At 59.9% G+C, this 14,856-nt stretch carries 13 protein-coding genes and 3 tRNA genes; 7 read left to right on the plus strand and 9 right to left on the minus strand.

Annotated elements, in window-relative coordinates; translation table 11 throughout:
* Positions 1–25: 25 nt before the first annotated feature.
* Complete coding sequence (phnF, locus tag ACFOD4_RS12255; protein WP_379596788.1) at positions 26–796, plus strand: phosphonate metabolism transcriptional regulator PhnF; 771 nt, start codon at positions 26–28, stop codon at positions 794–796.
* A gap of 1 nt (position 797) precedes the next feature.
* Positions 798–1,952, plus strand: coding sequence for an alpha-D-ribose 1-methylphosphonate 5-triphosphate diphosphatase (locus tag ACFOD4_RS12260; RefSeq protein ID WP_379596790.1), 1,155 nt, complete (start codon positions 798–800; stop codon positions 1,950–1,952).
* A gap of 36 nt (positions 1,953–1,988) precedes the next feature.
* On the opposite strand, the gene ACFOD4_RS12265 is transcribed toward ACFOD4_RS12260, so the two are convergent.
* Positions 1,989–2,064: transfer RNA gene (locus tag ACFOD4_RS12265), tRNA-Asn, on the minus strand.
* 77 nt (positions 2,065–2,141) lie between these two features.
* Positions 2,142–2,215, minus strand: a tRNA-Cys gene (locus tag ACFOD4_RS12270).
* A 134-nt stretch (positions 2,216–2,349) separates the two neighbouring features.
* Here ACFOD4_RS12270 and ACFOD4_RS12275 point away from each other — a divergent pair.
* Positions 2,350–3,009 (plus strand): protein-L-isoaspartate O-methyltransferase family protein, encoded by a 660-nt coding sequence (locus ACFOD4_RS12275; protein ID WP_379596792.1) that lies wholly within the window; start codon positions 2,350–2,352, stop codon positions 3,007–3,009.
* A gap of 138 nt (positions 3,010–3,147) precedes the next feature.
* Here the strand turns inward: ACFOD4_RS12275 and ACFOD4_RS12280 are convergent, their stop codons facing one another.
* A complete protein-coding gene (locus ACFOD4_RS12280; protein ID WP_456316890.1) occupies positions 3,148–4,242 on the minus strand; it encodes an NAD(P)/FAD-dependent oxidoreductase in 1,095 nt (364 codons plus the stop codon).
* A 172-nt stretch (positions 4,243–4,414) separates the two neighbouring features.
* Here ACFOD4_RS12280 and ACFOD4_RS12285 point away from each other — a divergent pair, with 172 nt between their 5' ends.
* Positions 4,415–6,235 (plus strand): ABC-F family ATP-binding cassette domain-containing protein, encoded by a 1,821-nt coding sequence (locus ACFOD4_RS12285; RefSeq protein WP_379596796.1) that lies wholly within the window; start codon positions 4,415–4,417, stop codon positions 6,233–6,235.
* 87 nt (positions 6,236–6,322) lie between these two features.
* Entirely contained in the window at positions 6,323–6,799 is a 477-nt protein-coding gene (gene greB / locus ACFOD4_RS12290; RefSeq protein ID WP_379596975.1) for a transcription elongation factor GreB, read from the plus strand.
* A gap of 88 nt (positions 6,800–6,887) precedes the next feature.
* Here the strand turns inward: greB and ACFOD4_RS12295 are convergent, their stop codons facing one another.
* The 4 genes from ACFOD4_RS12295 to ACFOD4_RS12310 all read right to left on the minus strand — a co-directional run bounded on the left by ACFOD4_RS12295 (position 6,888) and on the right by ACFOD4_RS12310 (position 11,586).
* A complete protein-coding gene (locus ACFOD4_RS12295) occupies positions 6,888–7,718 on the minus strand; it encodes an aspartate dehydrogenase (protein WP_379596798.1) in 831 nt (276 codons plus the stop codon).
* Between the two features lie 93 nt (positions 7,719–7,811).
* Positions 7,812–10,175, minus strand: coding sequence for an ATP-dependent Clp protease ATP-binding subunit ClpA (clpA, locus tag ACFOD4_RS12300; protein WP_379596800.1), 2,364 nt, complete (start codon positions 10,173–10,175; stop codon positions 7,812–7,814).
* Positions 10,176–10,398: 223 nt separating this feature from the next.
* On the minus strand, positions 10,399–10,776 hold the full coding sequence (gene clpS / locus ACFOD4_RS12305; protein ID WP_379596976.1) for an ATP-dependent Clp protease adapter ClpS: 378 nt from the start codon (positions 10,774–10,776) through the stop codon (positions 10,399–10,401).
* 249 nt (positions 10,777–11,025) lie between these two features.
* A complete protein-coding gene (locus ACFOD4_RS12310; protein ID WP_379596802.1) occupies positions 11,026–11,586 on the minus strand; it encodes a phasin family protein in 561 nt (186 codons plus the stop codon).
* 331 nt (positions 11,587–11,917) lie between these two features.
* Here ACFOD4_RS12310 and ACFOD4_RS12315 point away from each other — a divergent pair, with 331 nt between their 5' ends.
* A complete protein-coding gene (locus tag ACFOD4_RS12315; protein WP_379596803.1) occupies positions 11,918–12,994 on the plus strand; it encodes a D-alanyl-D-alanine carboxypeptidase family protein in 1,077 nt (358 codons plus the stop codon).
* A 172-nt stretch (positions 12,995–13,166) separates the two neighbouring features.
* Here the strand turns inward: ACFOD4_RS12315 and ACFOD4_RS12320 are convergent.
* A tRNA-Val gene (locus ACFOD4_RS12320) sits at positions 13,167–13,241 on the minus strand.
* 166 nt (positions 13,242–13,407) lie between these two features.
* Here ACFOD4_RS12320 and ACFOD4_RS12325 point away from each other — a divergent pair.
* On the plus strand, positions 13,408–14,208 hold the full coding sequence (locus ACFOD4_RS12325; protein WP_379596977.1) for a DUF3108 domain-containing protein: 801 nt from the start codon (positions 13,408–13,410) through the stop codon (positions 14,206–14,208).
* Here ACFOD4_RS12325 and gph read toward each other — a convergent pair.
* Positions 14,097–14,768: a phosphoglycolate phosphatase gene (gph, locus tag ACFOD4_RS12330; RefSeq protein WP_379596805.1), complete on the minus strand. Its 672-nt coding sequence runs from the start codon at positions 14,766–14,768 to the stop codon at positions 14,097–14,099. The genes ACFOD4_RS12325 and gph overlap by 112 nt on opposite strands.
* Positions 14,769–14,856: the final 88 nt, after the last annotated feature.

Below are 14,856 nucleotides of genomic sequence, written 5' to 3' on the forward strand. Positions count from 1 at the left end.
CCTCGTGAGGGAGCTTGAAATTTGTATGAAGGCTGATGATCCCGCTGAGCTTGCCACCGAATCCAGGTTGACCCGCGGGGTGGGTGTCGCGCTTTGGCGGCAGATCGCGCTGTCTCTTGAGCAAGACATCACTTCAGGACGTCTGGCTGCAGGAGATCGCCTGCCGACGGAAGCGGCACTGGCTGCGCGACACAATGTAAACCGCCACACGGTTCGCCGCGCTCTTGAGGTATTATCCACGAAAGGCCTATTGCGGATCGAACAGGGACGCGGCTCCTTCGTCGCTGAGGATGTGGTTGATTACTCGCTGGGCCCGCGCACGCGCTTTTCAGAAGTTATTCGCGCGCAGAATCGGGAGCCGGAGGGACGGGTTCTCCGAATGGTCGATATGCCGGCGGAGGGGCCACTTCTCGAGGCGCTTGAACTCAAGCCAGGCGATCCGGTCGTGATGATCGAACGTCTCGGCCTCGCCAATGATCGACCGGTGGTTCTGGGTCGCCACCACTTCCCCTTGCCTCGGTTCGAGGGGATGAGGCGTGCCCTGAATGACCAAGGATCAATTACGACCGCCTTAGGCATCTGTGGCGTCGCGGATTACCGCCGTGCCTGGACGAAGGTGACGGCGCGTCTTCCAGTTCCTGAGGAGGCCGCGATGCTGGGACAAATGGTATCCCGTCCGGTTCTGCAAACCGAAGCCCTTAGTGAAGATCTCAGCGGTAGACCAATCGACTACACTGTTACCTGCTATGCGGCGGGCAGAGTTCAGCTTTTGATTGATGGAAAGCAGGAGGCGTAGCGTGACGGCTTGGAATATCTCTGGCGGCACCGTGCTCGTAGGTTCTGCCCTCCAACGCCGAGCCGAGGTTCTGTTGCGCCAGCAGCAAATCTGCGCCGAGGGTAATGAAGCTGACGATGCTCATCGCTTCGATGCCGCAGGACTTTTGGTGCTCCCCGGCGTAGTCGACATTCATGGCGACGCGCAGGAGCGTCAATTGCAGCCACGACCTGGTGTCTCCATGCCTCCACTGTTGGCAATAAGAGACTCTGAGGCTCAGCTTCTGGCAGCCGGGATCACAACGGCTTTTCTCGGCATGACACTGTCGTGGGAACCGGGATTGCGGTCTGTGGAAACCTGGCGCCAGATGCACGAGGCGCTGCGCCGATCGGCCGCAGACCGTGTCTGCGATATCCGGGTTCATCTGCGTTTCGAGATCGATAATTTGGAGCACGTTGAGGAGGCGATCGATGCGATCGCGCGCGGCGATGTACATCTGCTGGCCTTCAACGACCATACGCCCGGCATACGCCGTAAGCTCGGCGACTCTCTTAAAGCGGCCAAGTATGTGGAACGTTCAGGTGCCAACCTGGCAGAGCTGGAGGCCATGGCGGACGCTGCTCTCGCTCGCCGAGGCGACGTTGAGGCCGCGCGGGTGCGTCTCGCAGATGCGGCGCGTCAGGCGCATCTTCCTATGGCGAGCCACGATGATGCGTCCGTAGCCGATCGCATGATTGGACGCGCATTAGGTGCTAGCATCTGCGAGTTTCCAATGGCGGAGGCAGTCGCGCAGGACGCTCGCGCTGCCGGCGAGCATGTTGTGATGGGAGCGCCTAACGTACTTCGAGGAAGCAGCCATCTCGGCTGGGCCGCTGCAGCACCGTTAGCAGAGCAGGGCCTAGTTACCATCCTGGCATCGGATTACGTGTGGCCGAGCCTGATCCAGGCTGCCTTCGTGCTAGAGGACCGCGGTACTCTGAGTTTGCCGCAGGCTTGGCATCTTATCAGCACAAACCCGGCTCGCGCAGCCGGCCTGACAGACAGAGGAAGAATTGCGCCGGGTCAGCGAGCTGATCTGGTGATTGTCGATCCACAGCTGAGGCGACCCGTTGCGACCTTCTGCGCTGGGCGGCTGGCATGGCTTTCGGCGGAGGGCGCGGACCGCCTAGGCGTCTAACGCAAAGAAGGGCGCCTTAAAGGCGCCCTTCGAATGTGGCTCCCCGAGTTGGACTCGAACCAACGACCTAGCGATTAACAGTCGCGTGCTCTACCAGCTGAGCTATCGGGGATCAGCGTGGCGGGGGCTATAGCGGGAGGAGGCGGGGGCTGCAAGAGCCCAATACAACCTCATCACTACAACACCGTTTGGAGGCCCGAGCCGGAATTGAACCGACGTACGCGGATTTGCAGTCCGCTGCATCACCACTCTGCCATCGGGCCCTGAGGCGGTGTATCAGCGCAAGCATGGCTCGGGTCAAGAGGGCAGGGTGATGCTTGGCCCAAATCCTGGTGCGGCGTATAAGGCGCCTTCACCAAGGCCTCAGCTCGGCCAGCAGCACTAGGAATTTTCGTCGATGGATCTTGCGGCGGCACGGAAGTGGATGGTGGATGGCCAGCTTCGCCCGAACAAGGTAACAGATCCGCGCATCATCTCCGCCATGCTCGACCTGCCTCGCCATCGCTTTGTGCCGGCGGACATGGCTGCACGCGCCTATGCGGATGCGGATGCTCCCCTCGGACAGGGAAGGGTTCTGCTGCAACCGATGATGATGGCACGCCTGCTGCAACTAGCCGAGATCAGGAGCGGCGAACCCGCCCTGCTAGTTGGAGCCGGAACAGGTTACGGCGCTGCCGTCATGGCCAGGATGGGGGCTCGTGTCACCGCGCTTGAGGAAAGCCCAACACTGCTCGCCGTGGCTCGGGAAGTGCTTGGGGAAGTCGCTCTGACGCCGGGGCAGGTACAGCTTCAAGAAGGTGCCTTGGTCAAGGGCGCTCCTGCTGGGGCGCCTTACGAAGTCATCGTTATCCAGGGAGAGGTACGCACCATCCCCGACGGGCTGTCAGAACAGCTGGCTGAGGGTGGCCGGTTGGTGGCGGTACGGCGCCTTCCCGATCAGGTGGGCATCGCCGTTATTGGTAGGCGGGTCGGCGGCGTCTTCAGTGTTGTTCCCGCCTTTGACTGCGCTACCACGCCTCTACCTGGATTCGATGGGGATCGCGGCTTCACCTTTTGAAAGTCGTCTGCCGGCCGCAGTGAAACGTGGCCTGTCCGGTTGAAGCGGCGAGAGCCCTGCTAAGATGGGCTCTCGTTCAGGATCAGTCGTGCTGCTTGCGGTTCATCAACCGCAGGCAGCCTTCTGGCCGATATGGTCTTACCTGGCCAAGCCATGAACATGCTCCGCCAAGGCAAGCGAAGCCGTGAGCCCGGGACTTTCAATGCCGAAGAGGTTCACAAGGCCACTTCTCCCATGCAGGGCAGGGCCTTGAACGACAAAATCCTGAGCAGCCTCGCCTGGTCCGGTGATCTTCGGACGGATGCCGGAATATCCGGGCTGCAGTGCCTCATCGGGCAGCGACGGCCAGTACCGCCTGATGGCAGCATAGAAGCTTTTGCCGCGTCGGGGATCAACGTCGTAGGAAATGCTCGGGATCCATTCCACATCGGGCCCGAAGCGGCATTGCCCACCCAGGTCGATGGTCAGGTGAGTGCCTAGGCCGCCGGGAACCGGAACCGGGTAGATTAGCCTGGTAAACGGGGAGCGACCGGTCAACGTGAAGTAATTCCCCTTGGCATAGTAAGCACTTGGGATGAATTCGGCGGGCAATCCCTCCAGCGCTCGAGCAAGCCGGGGAGCATGAAGTCCCGCTGCGTTGATCAGCAAGGAGCAACGAAGTGCCATGGGTTCCGCCCCGCCAACTTCCAGTTCGGCTCCCCCCTCCGGCAGAAGGCGGCCACCCACAACGGGGCTGTGGAAGACAAAGGCGGCGCCTGCATTCTCGGCGTCACCCTGCAGCGCCAGCATGTAGGCGTGGCTGTCGATGATCCCGGTCGAGGGGGAAAGAAGGGCGGCGGTACAGGCCACAGCAGGTTCCAGTTCGACCGCTTCGGCAGAGCTGAGAAGGCGAAGATCGGGTACGCCATTCGCAGCGGCCCGCGCTTGGATGGAGGCGAGCTTGTCCCGCTCCTCTGCATTGGTTGCAACAATCAGCTTTCCGCATCGGCGATGGGGAACACCCCGCTCTTCGCAGTATTGGTAAAGCATCTGCTTGCCGACAACGCAGCTTGTCGCCATCAGACTGCCTTTGGGATAGTAGATCCCGGCGTGAATGACCTCGCTGTTGCGCGAGGATGTTTCCGTACCGATAGCCTCGGCCGCTTCCAGTACCAGGACTTCGCGCCCTGCTAGCGCAAGGCGTCGCGCTATGGCCAGTCCCACGACGCCAGCTCCCACAACAACGCAGTCCACCTGGTCCAAGGTCGGAAACTCCATGCAAGCTGACGAATGGCCGACCTTCTACCGTGAAAAGGGGCGAAGGTCTCCGCTAGATTTCGCTCATAAAGGGAGATGGCGCTCAAGAATGCGATGGCAGGGATAAGGATCTTGACTGCTCCGGGATGGCCGGTCAGGCATCCGCACCATGGCCTCACCCCCTTTGCTTCTCCTGCAGGATACCCGTATTGGCTTCGGCACGACTCCGTTGCTCAACGGCGCAGCACTGTCGGTTGGACAAGGTGAGCGGCTGGCTCTGATCGGCCGCAACGGTTCCGGAAAATCGACCCTGCTCAAGATAGCGGCTGGCCTCGTCCAACCGGACGGAGGCAGCCGCTTTCTCCAGCCGGGAGCCACTCTGCGATACCTCGAGCAAGAGCCCGATCTTCAGGCATTTTCTCGGGTTATCGATTATGTTGAAGCTGGGCTGGCACCGGGAGACGACCCATACCGCGCGCGCCACTTGCTGGAGCAACTCGGGCTGAGCGGAGAGGAGAAGCCTGCAAGCCTGTCTGGCGGGGAGGCGCGGCGCGCGGCGTTGGTCAGGGCGCTGGCGCCGTCGCCTGACATTCTTCTGCTGGATGAACCCACCAACCACCTCGATTTGCCGGCGATCGAATGGTTGGAGAACGAGCTCGGCTCAATGCGCTCGGCGCTTGTCTTGATCAGCCATGATCGACGTTTCCTGGAAGCCACGACGCGCGAAATGGTCTGGCTGGACCGAAGCCAGACAAGGCGACTTTCGCGCGGCTTCAGCCATTTTGAAGCTTGGCGCGACGAGGTGCTCGAGCAGGAGGAGAGCGAAGCCCACAAGCTTGATCGTCGGATCAACCGGGAAGAAGACTGGATGCGCTACGGCGTGACCGCTCGCCGAAAGCGCAACGTTCGGCGCGTGGGGGAACTGGCCGATTTGCGAAAGCAGCGGCGCGAAAGGCTTGGTGCTCAGGGCGGGCCAAGGATGGCCGTTTCTGAGAGCGAGGCATCCGGCACCCTAGTGATTGAGGCTCTCAACATCGGGAAATCCTTCGGTGACCGGACCATTCTCCGCAACTTCTCGACGCGGGTGATCCGCGGTGACCGTGTCGGAATTATTGGTCCCAATGGAGCCGGCAAGACAACGCTTCTGTCACTGCTAACCGGCCTGTCAGCGCCCGACACAGGTGAGGTCAGGATGGGCTCCCGGCTTAACTTGGTGTCACTCGATCAACGGCGAGAAGAGTTGTCGTCCGCGACTTCGCTGGCAGACGCCTTGACCGGAGGGCGTGGAGACCAGGTCTGGATCGCCGGGCAACCAAGGCACGTGATTGGATACATGAAGGACTTCCTGTTCCTGCCGGAGCAGGCGCGGACGCCGGTCAGCGCCTTGTCCGGCGGCGAACGTGGCCGCCTGTTACTGGCGCGGGCTTTCGCAACGCCTTCGAACTTCCTTGTGTTGGATGAGCCGACCAACGACCTTGATCTGGAAACGCTCGACCTTCTGCAGGAACTGGTCGCGGATTACGCCGGAACCGTGATCGTCGTAAGCCATGACCGTGACTTCATCGATCGTGTCTGCACCCATGTCATCGCTTGGGAAGGCGAAGGGAAGTGGCAGGAGTATGCAGGCGGTTACTCGGATATGGTGTCGCAAAGAGGCTTCGGCATAGAAGGTCGCAAAGAGGCAGCGGGACGCCAGGCCCCACCACGTTCGCTTCGTGGCTCCTCCTTGGGCAACGAAGTCGCCCCGCCTCGCGCGAAGATGACGTTCAAGGATCAACATGAGTGGCAGATCCTGCCGGCCAGCATCCATAAACTTGAAGCGGAGATAGCAAAGCTTCAAGAGATACTGGCTGATCCCGGACTGTTTTCCCGCGATCGGCGTCGCTTCGATAAGGCCACTGAGCTTCTGACGAGGAACCAAGCTTTGTTGGAAGAGGCGGAGCATCGATGGCTGGAACTTGAACTCCTGCGCGACTCCACCGAATCGTGAATACCGATCGAAGCAAAGGTCAGCGCGTTGGAGAGTGACGAGCAGGAGGGCGTCCCAGAGACCGACATCTCGGACAAACCTTTCTACATGACACCTACGGGGCATGCCGCCTTGCAGGAAGAACTTCGCCGCCTGTGGAACGAAGATCGGCCTAAGGTTGTCGAAATTGTTGCTTGGGCGGCAGGCCTGGGCGATCGAAGCGAGAACGCCGACTACCAGTACGGCAAGCGGCGGCTCCGCGAGATCGACAAGCGTGTCCGCTTCCTGCGCAAGCGCCTTGAGAATGCCAGGGTTGTTGATCCTGCCGCACAGCTGTGCCGGGATCAGGTCTTCTTTGGAGCAACTGTGTCCTATGTGCGGGAAGACGACACAGAGATCACAGTAACAATCGTCGGGGTCGATGAGGCAGACACAACACGTGGTCTCATATCATGGATCTCGCCTGTCGCCCGCGCGCTTCTCAGATCACGCACAGGCGACTTGGTTCAAGTCAGAACGCCACTCGGTCTTGAGGAAGTCGAAATTCTAGCGATCCGTTATCCCGACGGACCCACATCACCCTGAAGGTCCTGGTCTTCGCCTAGTCGCGATGTTCGCGGCTGCTAGCTGAAGGTTGCTCAGGATGCCCTGTCGCCCTGGCCATGTGGCCCGATCATGTACCAATCCGGAGTGGCGCTGCCAGCTTCCGCAAAGTCGCTATCACAGACAGGGGCGTGATTCGTCCAGTCTTGGGGTTCTCGCTCGGTACATTCTCGATGGTCATCGAGAAGCGGGCTGAGTCGGCCTCAACCTCGATCCGGTGTGTGTTCCGCTCGATGGCAGGATCTGCCCAGATCTCGAGCATCGTCCGATCCGGCCCGATGCCGGCCAATGACAAAGCAACAGCCACGTTCAGATTGGCTGGAAATCCTACGGCGGCTTCACGGGCAGTGCCGTTGAAGATACGGACAGGTTCCTTGATGTTCTCGATACAGATACCGTGTTCCTGAAGATACGGTGCTCCAACCAGCCCTCTGACAGGCTTGCGAGTGACCATCCGAATGGAAGCAATCTCCCCTTCCGCAGCGGCCAGAACTGCATCGAGCCCAATCAATGCACCTGTCGGAACGATGATCTGCCCACCATGCTGAGCGGCAAGACGCACAAGGTGGTCGTGGGAGAGTAAGGCCCCGGCACTGACCAAGACCACGTTCTTGGCGACTTTGAGGAACGGCTCCGCAATGGCAGGAAGCAACGCAGCAGGTGCGCATTCCACCACCAAGTCAGCGACAGGCTCAAGCTCGTGAAGGTCAAGCACAGGCACCGGATTGCGGAAGGTAGCCACTTGCCGCCCCGCACGCTGCTTGTCGCGCGCAGAGACAGCCGTCAGCTCATAGCCCGAGAGACCTTCGTCTAACGTCGCTGCCAGCTTGGCACCGATGGCACCAAAACCGGCGACCGCTACCCTGAGGGGCCTTCGGCGCGGCGGCGACATAGCATTCATGCTCGGTTCCTCAACTCGTTGCCTTTCTTGCTCCCATAAAGAAACCCCGTGGCAAATACCACGGGGTCGTTGATCATCTATGCTCAGTCAGCCTCAGCTTGCGGCTTCGGGAGCGTGCTCGTTCTCTCCATCTGGCCCGTTATCGTCAGGCTTGGGCAAAGCAGGGAGTGGCGCTTCGATGAACTCGAAGGTCAATTCACCCTCCTTGATGCCCACCTTGACCGCGCCGCCCTTGGCCAGCTTTCCGAACAACAGCTCCTCTGCCAGCGGCTTCTTGACATACTCCTGGATAACGCGAGCAAGAGGCCGCGCACCGTACAGCCGATCATAACCCTTCTCGGCGAGCCACTCCTTGGCGCCCGAGGAAAGCTCGATCGTGACGTTGCGATCCGCCAGCTGCGCTTCGAGCTGCATGACGAACTTCTCGACGACGTTGCCCACAATCTCGGGCGTTAGATTGCTGAAGGGGACAACGGAATCCAGCCGATTGCGGAATTCAGGGGTGAAGAGCCGCTTAACCGCCTCCTCGTCCTCGCCGGTCCGCTCTTCCCGGCCAAAACCGATGCCAGCCTTCGCCATGTCTGCTGCGCCGGCATTGGTGGTCATGATCAGGATGACGTTTCTGAAATCCACCGTCTTCCCGTTATGGTCCGTGAGCTTCCCGTGATCCATCACCTGGAGCAGGATATTGTAAAGGTCTTGATGCGCCTTCTCGATCTCGTCCAGCAACAGAACAGCATGGGGATGTTGATCGACGGCGTCGGTCAGCAATCCACCCTGATCAAAGCCGACATAGCCGGGGGGAGCGCCGATCAGGCGGCTGACACTGTGCCGCTCCATGTACTCCGACATGTCGAAACGGATCATCTCGATCCCGAGCGTTTTCGCCAGCTGCTTTGCGACTTCTGTTTTGCCAACGCCTGTCGGACCGGAGAACAGGTAGTTGCCGATGGGCTTCTCAGGGTCCCGCAAACCTGCACGAGACAACTTAATCGCGGCCGAGAGGGCCTCAATTGCCTTGTCCTGTCCGAAGACCATCGATTTCAGATCGCGCTCCAGATTCCGCAAGGTTTCCTTGTCGTCAGAGGAAACGCTCTTGGGCGGAATGCGAGCGATCTTTGCGATGATGTCCTCGACGTCCTTCAAGGTCACCGTCTTCTTGCGCTTGCCCTCGGGTTGAAGCATCCGCGAAGCACCGACTTCATCGATAACGTCAATGGCCTTGTCGGGCAGTTTTCGGTCATGAATATACTTCGCCGAAAGCTCAACAGCCGCACGGATGGCTTCTGGCGTGTACTTGACCTTGTGATGTTTTTCGTAGTTGGCCTTCAATCCTGTTAGGATCTTGACTGTATCCTCGACGGATGGCTCGTTGACATCGATCTTCTGGAAGCGCCGAACCAGGGCGCGGTCCTTCTCGAAGTGTTGCCGATACTCCTTGTATGTGGTTGACCCGACGCACCGCAGGGTTCCCTGAGCCAGGGCAGGCTTCAGTAAGTTCGAGGCATCCATGGCGCCGCCGCTGGTGGCGCCAGCACCGATAACGGTGTGGATTTCGTCAATAAACAGGATTGAACCAGGCTGCTGCTCCAGCTCGTTGACGACAGCCTTCAGGCGCTCTTCGAAGTCACCCCGATAGCGCGTCCCAGCCAGAAGGCTTCCCATATCGAGGGCAAAAATCGTCGATCTCAGGAGAACTTCTGGAACGTCACCTTCGATGATGCGCTTGGCGAGGCCTTCCGCGATCGCTGTCTTGCCAACGCCCGGATCGCCCACATAGAGGGGGTTGTTCTTCGTGCGGCGGCACAGGATCTGGATCGTGCGCTCGATCTCCTGGTCCCGACCGATAAGAGGATCGATCTTGCCCTGCTGTGCCTTTTTGTTGAGGTTTACACAGTAGTTCGACAAGGCATCCTGACTACGCCGACCAGCCGGCTTTTCATCCTTTTCTCCGCCCTCCTCCGAAGAGGCAGACGGGGACACAGGTGGGGCACCTTGAACAGGCCGGTTGGTGCTGCGCCCAGGCGCCTTGGCAATGCCATGGCTGATGAAGTTCACGGCATCCAGGCGAGTCATGTCCTGCAGCTGCAGGAAGTATACGGCGTGGCTCTCCCGTTCGCTGAAAAGTGCGACCAGAACACTGGCACCGGTAACTTCGTCGCGGCCCGAAGACTGTACGTGAATTGCGGCGCGCTGCACGACGCGTTGGAAGCCGGCTGTAGGCTTCGGCTCGCCACTTCGCTCAGTGACCAGCCCGGCAAGATCCTTGTCGAGGAACTCGGCCAGGTCACGCTTCAGCTTATCCTGATCCACTCCGCAGGCGCGAAGCACCGTCGCGGCATCTGAATCATCGACCAGGGCCAAAAGTAGATGTTCGAGCGTGGCGTACTCGTGACGGCGCTCGTTAGCGAGCGCCAGGGCACGGTGGAGCGTCTGCTCAAGATTGCGGGACAGCATGCGTTTGACGCTCCCCTTCGAGGAACGGCCCCGGTTCGCACACCGGGCCGATGAGAAAAAGGCTTCCACTACCCCTGCAAGGAGAGTGGCTCTCTCCTAACAACGGAAGCCGGGAAGGCCGTTTCAAGAGGTTAGACGGAAGGTGGGCTAGACCGCCATCGGGAACTTGCGTCGCAGCGCAACATAATATTCACCTGCCACGCGAGGCGTTCCCACATAGGAATCACTCTTTTTCTATAGTGCATTGAAGCGGGTGCTGGTTCTGGCGGGCCAAATCCATGACCTGCGTTACCTTGGTTTCAGCAACCTCATAAGTGAAGACGCCGCACACCCCGACGCCACGGCGATGAACATGCAACATGATGCGGGTCGCCTCATCCCGGCTTTTCTGGAAGAAGCGCTCCAAAACATGCACGACGAACTCCATCGGAGTGTAGTCGTCATTCAGCATCAGAACTTTGTACATGGCGGGCTTACGGGTGCGCGGTTTTGCCTTCACCACAACGCCGGTGCCGGCTGCCCCGCCATCTTGGCCCGCGCCGCCGCCGTTGCCGTCCTGATCCTGTCCGCCCTGACCCTGCTGCTTATCGTCGTCCGTCATACTGATGCCAAAGGTTGTCGAAAATGCACTGCGGCTCGCGAAGCGTTCTGAAGCCAACCGGTTCCGCGAGGGGATCATCCTCTTGCCTTTCCGGAGAGGATCACTCTTCGTCGCCATAGAATATCGGAGGCAGGGCACTCAGGTGAAGGGCCAGCCGTATAAAAGGCGAAGGAAAAGCAAAAGGGCGGATCATCCAGGATGATCCGCCCTCCAACTAACCCTTGATGGCCGTAGCCGGCCCTGAGCCGCTTAGTTCAGCGGAGCAGGGCGCGCGAGGCGCTCCACGGCAAGGGTCATACGTGCAGCGATCGGAGCCGAGGACTGTTCCGCCAGCTTGAAAGCGGCCTCATTGAACTTGGTCGCTTCAGTCATGCTGCGCTCAAGCTGGGCCTTGGTGAAGGTGACCTGCATCTCGGCAGCTTCCTTCAGGCTCTTCACCGACGTCATGGCGCGGGCATTCTGAAGAGCCTGCTCGTTCAAGCCCTGCATGACAGCGAAAGCCTGCCGGCTCAGCTCCTGCATGCCAGACATATAGGTCTGGGTAGCCTTGGTGAATGCCTCCAGGTTGCCCCGGCCGAATTCCATGGCCTCTTCAGCTGCCTTGTTGAAGCCATCAACCGTGCGAGTAGCCTGATCCATTTTGCTCTCCATTGCCGGCGGGCCGCCCGCCACACCGGAATCACTTGTTTCGTGCAGGGCTGGAGACACCGTGGCAACGGAAGAAGGAGCCGTTTCAACTGGCATGGTCTCGTCAGGCTTCGCCATGACTGGACCGGGCCGCAAACGGGCTGTTCTGGGTGCAGTTGCCATCGCGTCCTCCCTATCGCTGACGCTTCCTAAGGACGGAGGCGTCGTAGCAGGTTACCGGTACATTCATTGAGCAAACTGCAAGCCAGCCGTCCGCTCCAAGAAACTGCGCCATGTTGCGGTGCAGCATGAGGAGGTATGGCAATGACACACGCGTGAGTCCAGCTGTATTTTGCACTGCAACATAACGCTTTTGAGAGCCATCAAGAGGCTTCGTGGGAATACCGATAAGATGGAAAGACAGCCAAGGATTGTATCATACTGATGGCGGACGATTTTTTTCGTCCAGTCATAGCTGGTTCATAATTTCCTTGGCATAGTTGAGCCTTCACGAATGAGTAAGCTTCGTTCGATCATGGACAAATGCCTGCCGCAAGCCTTTCGCAGGCTTGCTTTGGTTCTCCCCATCTGCGTTTTCATGGCTTTCAGTCCAAGGACCGCGGCCGGCCAAATGCTCAGCGCGCGCTACGCATCGGCTGTGTTGGAAGCCGGCACAGGCCGCCTGTTGTTCAGCAGCAATGCGGATGAACCCAGGCATCCGGCTTCGCTGACGAAGATGATGACCCTGTACATGGTCTTCGATGCGCTTCGGCGTGGTGAAATGAGGCTCGATCAGCGTCTTGCCATGACGGAAACAGCATCGTCGAAGCCGGCTTCGAAGCTTGGACTACCGGCAGGCCGTACAATCACGCTCGAGAATGCCATCTATGCGGTGGTCACCAAGTCGGCCAATGACGTGGCGTCACTGTTGGGCGAGGCGCTGGGTGAGGGCAGTGAGGCACGATTCGCCCAATTGATGACGCTCCGGGCCCGCGCCATCGGGATGAGCGGCACGACCTTTCGGAACGCTTCCGGTCTTCCTGATATCGATCAAGTCTCGACAGCGCGGGATATGGCGCAACTAGGATACCGCCTCTTCACAGACTTTCCCGAGTATTATCACTTCTTTCGAACCAGAACCCACGCCATGGGCGGCATTACTCTGCGGAACCATAACCGGATGCTGGATTCCTTCGAAGGAGTCGACGGGATCAAGACGGGCTATGTCGATGCCAGCGGCTTCAATATCGTGACCAGCGCAGTTCGCCGGAACAGGCGGATCATCGCAGTGGTCTTTGGCGGCCGATCGTGGCACGAGCGCGATCGTCATGCAGCGGTGCTTCTGGAGCAGGGTTTCGCCAGCATCGGCGTAGGGCAACCGCCGCTTCTGCTTGCTTCTGCTGTCGCGTCTCCAATAATGGCCCGTGCTGCCGCTCCAGTCGCTCGACCGAGTAAAGGCCAAGCTACAGCTCTCCGCAATTTATCTCCGCGGCCACTTTCGTCCGAGCGACGCCAGCAGTCCAGCAACGACCGGCGTTCCTCGTCCCCACCTGCAGTGGTGAGAAGGGGAGAAAGGAAGCGAGGCGGGTAGTGCACCGGCCCGGTGCCTGCCACCGGATCGGCTTTCCGGTGTCCGCAGGCGGTGCTCAAAGGACCGGCACCACGTCATTTCGGTCAACCCTCCAACATTACGTGGAGAGCGATGTGACCAGCATCTGTTCCAGAGAAGAGAAGCGATCAAAACCAAACTTTGGGATCCCCGATGGTGGGTGCGACAGGGATTGAACCTGTGACCCCCGCCGTGTGAAGGCGATGCTCTACCGCTGAGCTACGCACCCATCGAGGTGGCCGGGAGATAACGGGCACGGTTGGGGCTGTCAAGCCGACCGAGCACACCATCTTAGCCAGGGCAGATGGATCTTTCCCAGGAGCCAGAAAGGCATGATTCTGCGACTAGGCTTGATCTGTGCAACTTTCGTACTTGTCGGCTTGCTTCCGCGCCCCATGGCGGGTGAACCTGTGCGGGCAGTCTATGGTGTGCATGGCGGCGGCATGCAGATCGCCCAGATTGAGGTAATGCTTGAGCTGACCCCTTCGGCTTACAGCATCGATTCCAGGTTCCGGTTCACGGGCCTTGCGTCATGGTTTGCGGGAAACGGCTCCACGGCCCAGGCCACGGGTGTGCTGCGACAGGGAAAGGCTCAGCCTAGGCATTTCTCGTCATATGGGCATTGGCGCGGCGAGCCCCGTACCATGGCGATCGAGTACCAGGGCGGACAGCCCCGCATCCAGAAGCAGTTGCCCGCAACGGATCCTGATCGAGAGCCGGTACCAACTAGTTTCCAACATGCATCTGTAGATGCCCTTAGTGCCCTGCTTGAGCTGTCCCACGGTCTCGGGGCCACCGGACGCTGCGAAGGGGAGGCAGCCTTGTTCGACGGTCGTCGGAGCGCTCGCATAGTGTCGCGCACCGATCGATTTGAGATGCTGCCTCAATGGCGCGGAACTTGGTCCGGGCAAGCTTTACGTTGCACGATTACGGCCACTCAGACCGGCGGCTTCAGGCGAGATGACCGCGAGGCGACAAGGGAGCCGCAGGAAATTGCCCTCTGGATGGCGCGGCCAGCTTCCGGCATGCCGTTTCTGCCGGTGCGGTTTACCATGCCCGGCCGTTGGCTCGGACCCCTGACAGGCTACTTGCTTGAAACAGGCACCATTCCGGCCAGTGCGTCCTCCAGCAATTTGGGAAGCTCCGCCGGGGCGCCAGCGATCCGCACACCCGGCGCATCCGAGGGTTCCCCATAGCCCCATCGGCAAAAGATTGTTTGGCACCCTGCAGCCAGACCCGCGGCAACGTCGTTATGGTGGTCTCCCACCATCACGGCGTGGTTAGCGGAGGTTCCTGTCTTCGCCAGGGTCAGCAGCAGATGGCGTGGGTCCGGCTTGCGGATGGGGAAGCTATCGCCGCCACCCAGGGCTGAGAAGTAAGGGCACAATCCCAAGGCTTCCAACAGCAACCGCGCGGCACGTTCCGGCTTGTTCGTGCACACCATCATCTGCCAGTCCCTTGCGCGAAGCTCATCAAGGACTGGGATGATGCCGGGGAAGGGGCGGGTTCTTTCTGCGGCCTTGGCTTCGTACTCCGTCAGGAAATCGGACAAGGCAGCAGGGTCCTGCTCCAACTGCCGGGCGCTGAAGGCGCGTTGCAGCAAAACCGGCACACCGTCACCGATAAAGCTGGTCACCTCGGCCAAGGTGAAAGACGGCTGGAGGCGCGAGGCCATCAGTCTGTTCAGCGCATCGCAGATGTCGAGACGGCTATCCACAAGGGTGCCATCAAGATCGAAGATCACGGTCGGACGCATCCGACATGCATGCCATGTTTCCGTCGGCAATGCGATGTGACGGTGCAGGAGCACCATGCATCTTGCCGAGTGCTTCCGGCATCGGCAC

This window comes from Teichococcus globiformis, from assembly GCF_042646265.1.
GTDB lineage: Bacteria > Pseudomonadota > Alphaproteobacteria > Acetobacterales > Acetobacteraceae > Pseudoroseomonas > Pseudoroseomonas globiformis.

Bases quoted from the DNA above. Each gene is read 5' to 3' on its own strand.
- phnF (WP_379596788.1), top strand. From the start codon at position 26: ATGAAGGCTGATGATCCCGCTGAGCTTGCCACCGAATCCAGGTTGACC.
- ACFOD4_RS12275 (WP_379596792.1), top strand. From the start codon at position 2,350: ATGGATCTTGCGGCGGCACGGAAGTGGATGGTGGATGGCCAGCTTCGC.
- ACFOD4_RS12285 (WP_379596796.1), top strand. From the start codon at position 4,415: ATGGCCTCACCCCCTTTGCTTCTCCTGCAGGATACCCGTATTGGCTTC.
- greB (WP_379596975.1), top strand. From the start codon at position 6,323: ATGACACCTACGGGGCATGCCGCCTTGCAGGAAGAACTTCGCCGCCTG.
- ACFOD4_RS12295 (WP_379596798.1), bottom strand. From the start codon at position 7,718: ATGAATGCTATGTCGCCGCCGCGCCGAAGGCCCCTCAGGGTAGCGGTC.
- clpA (WP_379596800.1), bottom strand. From the start codon at position 10,175: ATGCTGTCCCGCAATCTTGAGCAGACGCTCCACCGTGCCCTGGCGCTC.
- clpS (WP_379596976.1), bottom strand. From the start codon at position 10,776: ATGACGGACGACGATAAGCAGCAGGGTCAGGGCGGACAGGATCAGGAC.
- ACFOD4_RS12310 (WP_379596802.1), bottom strand. From the start codon at position 11,586: ATGGCAACTGCACCCAGAACAGCCCGTTTGCGGCCCGGTCCAGTCATG.
- ACFOD4_RS12315 (WP_379596803.1), top strand. From the start codon at position 11,918: ATGAGTAAGCTTCGTTCGATCATGGACAAATGCCTGCCGCAAGCCTTT.
- ACFOD4_RS12325 (WP_379596977.1), top strand. From the start codon at position 13,408: ATGGCGGGTGAACCTGTGCGGGCAGTCTATGGTGTGCATGGCGGCGGC.
- gph (WP_379596805.1), bottom strand. From the start codon at position 14,768: ATGCGTCCGACCGTGATCTTCGATCTTGATGGCACCCTTGTGGATAGC.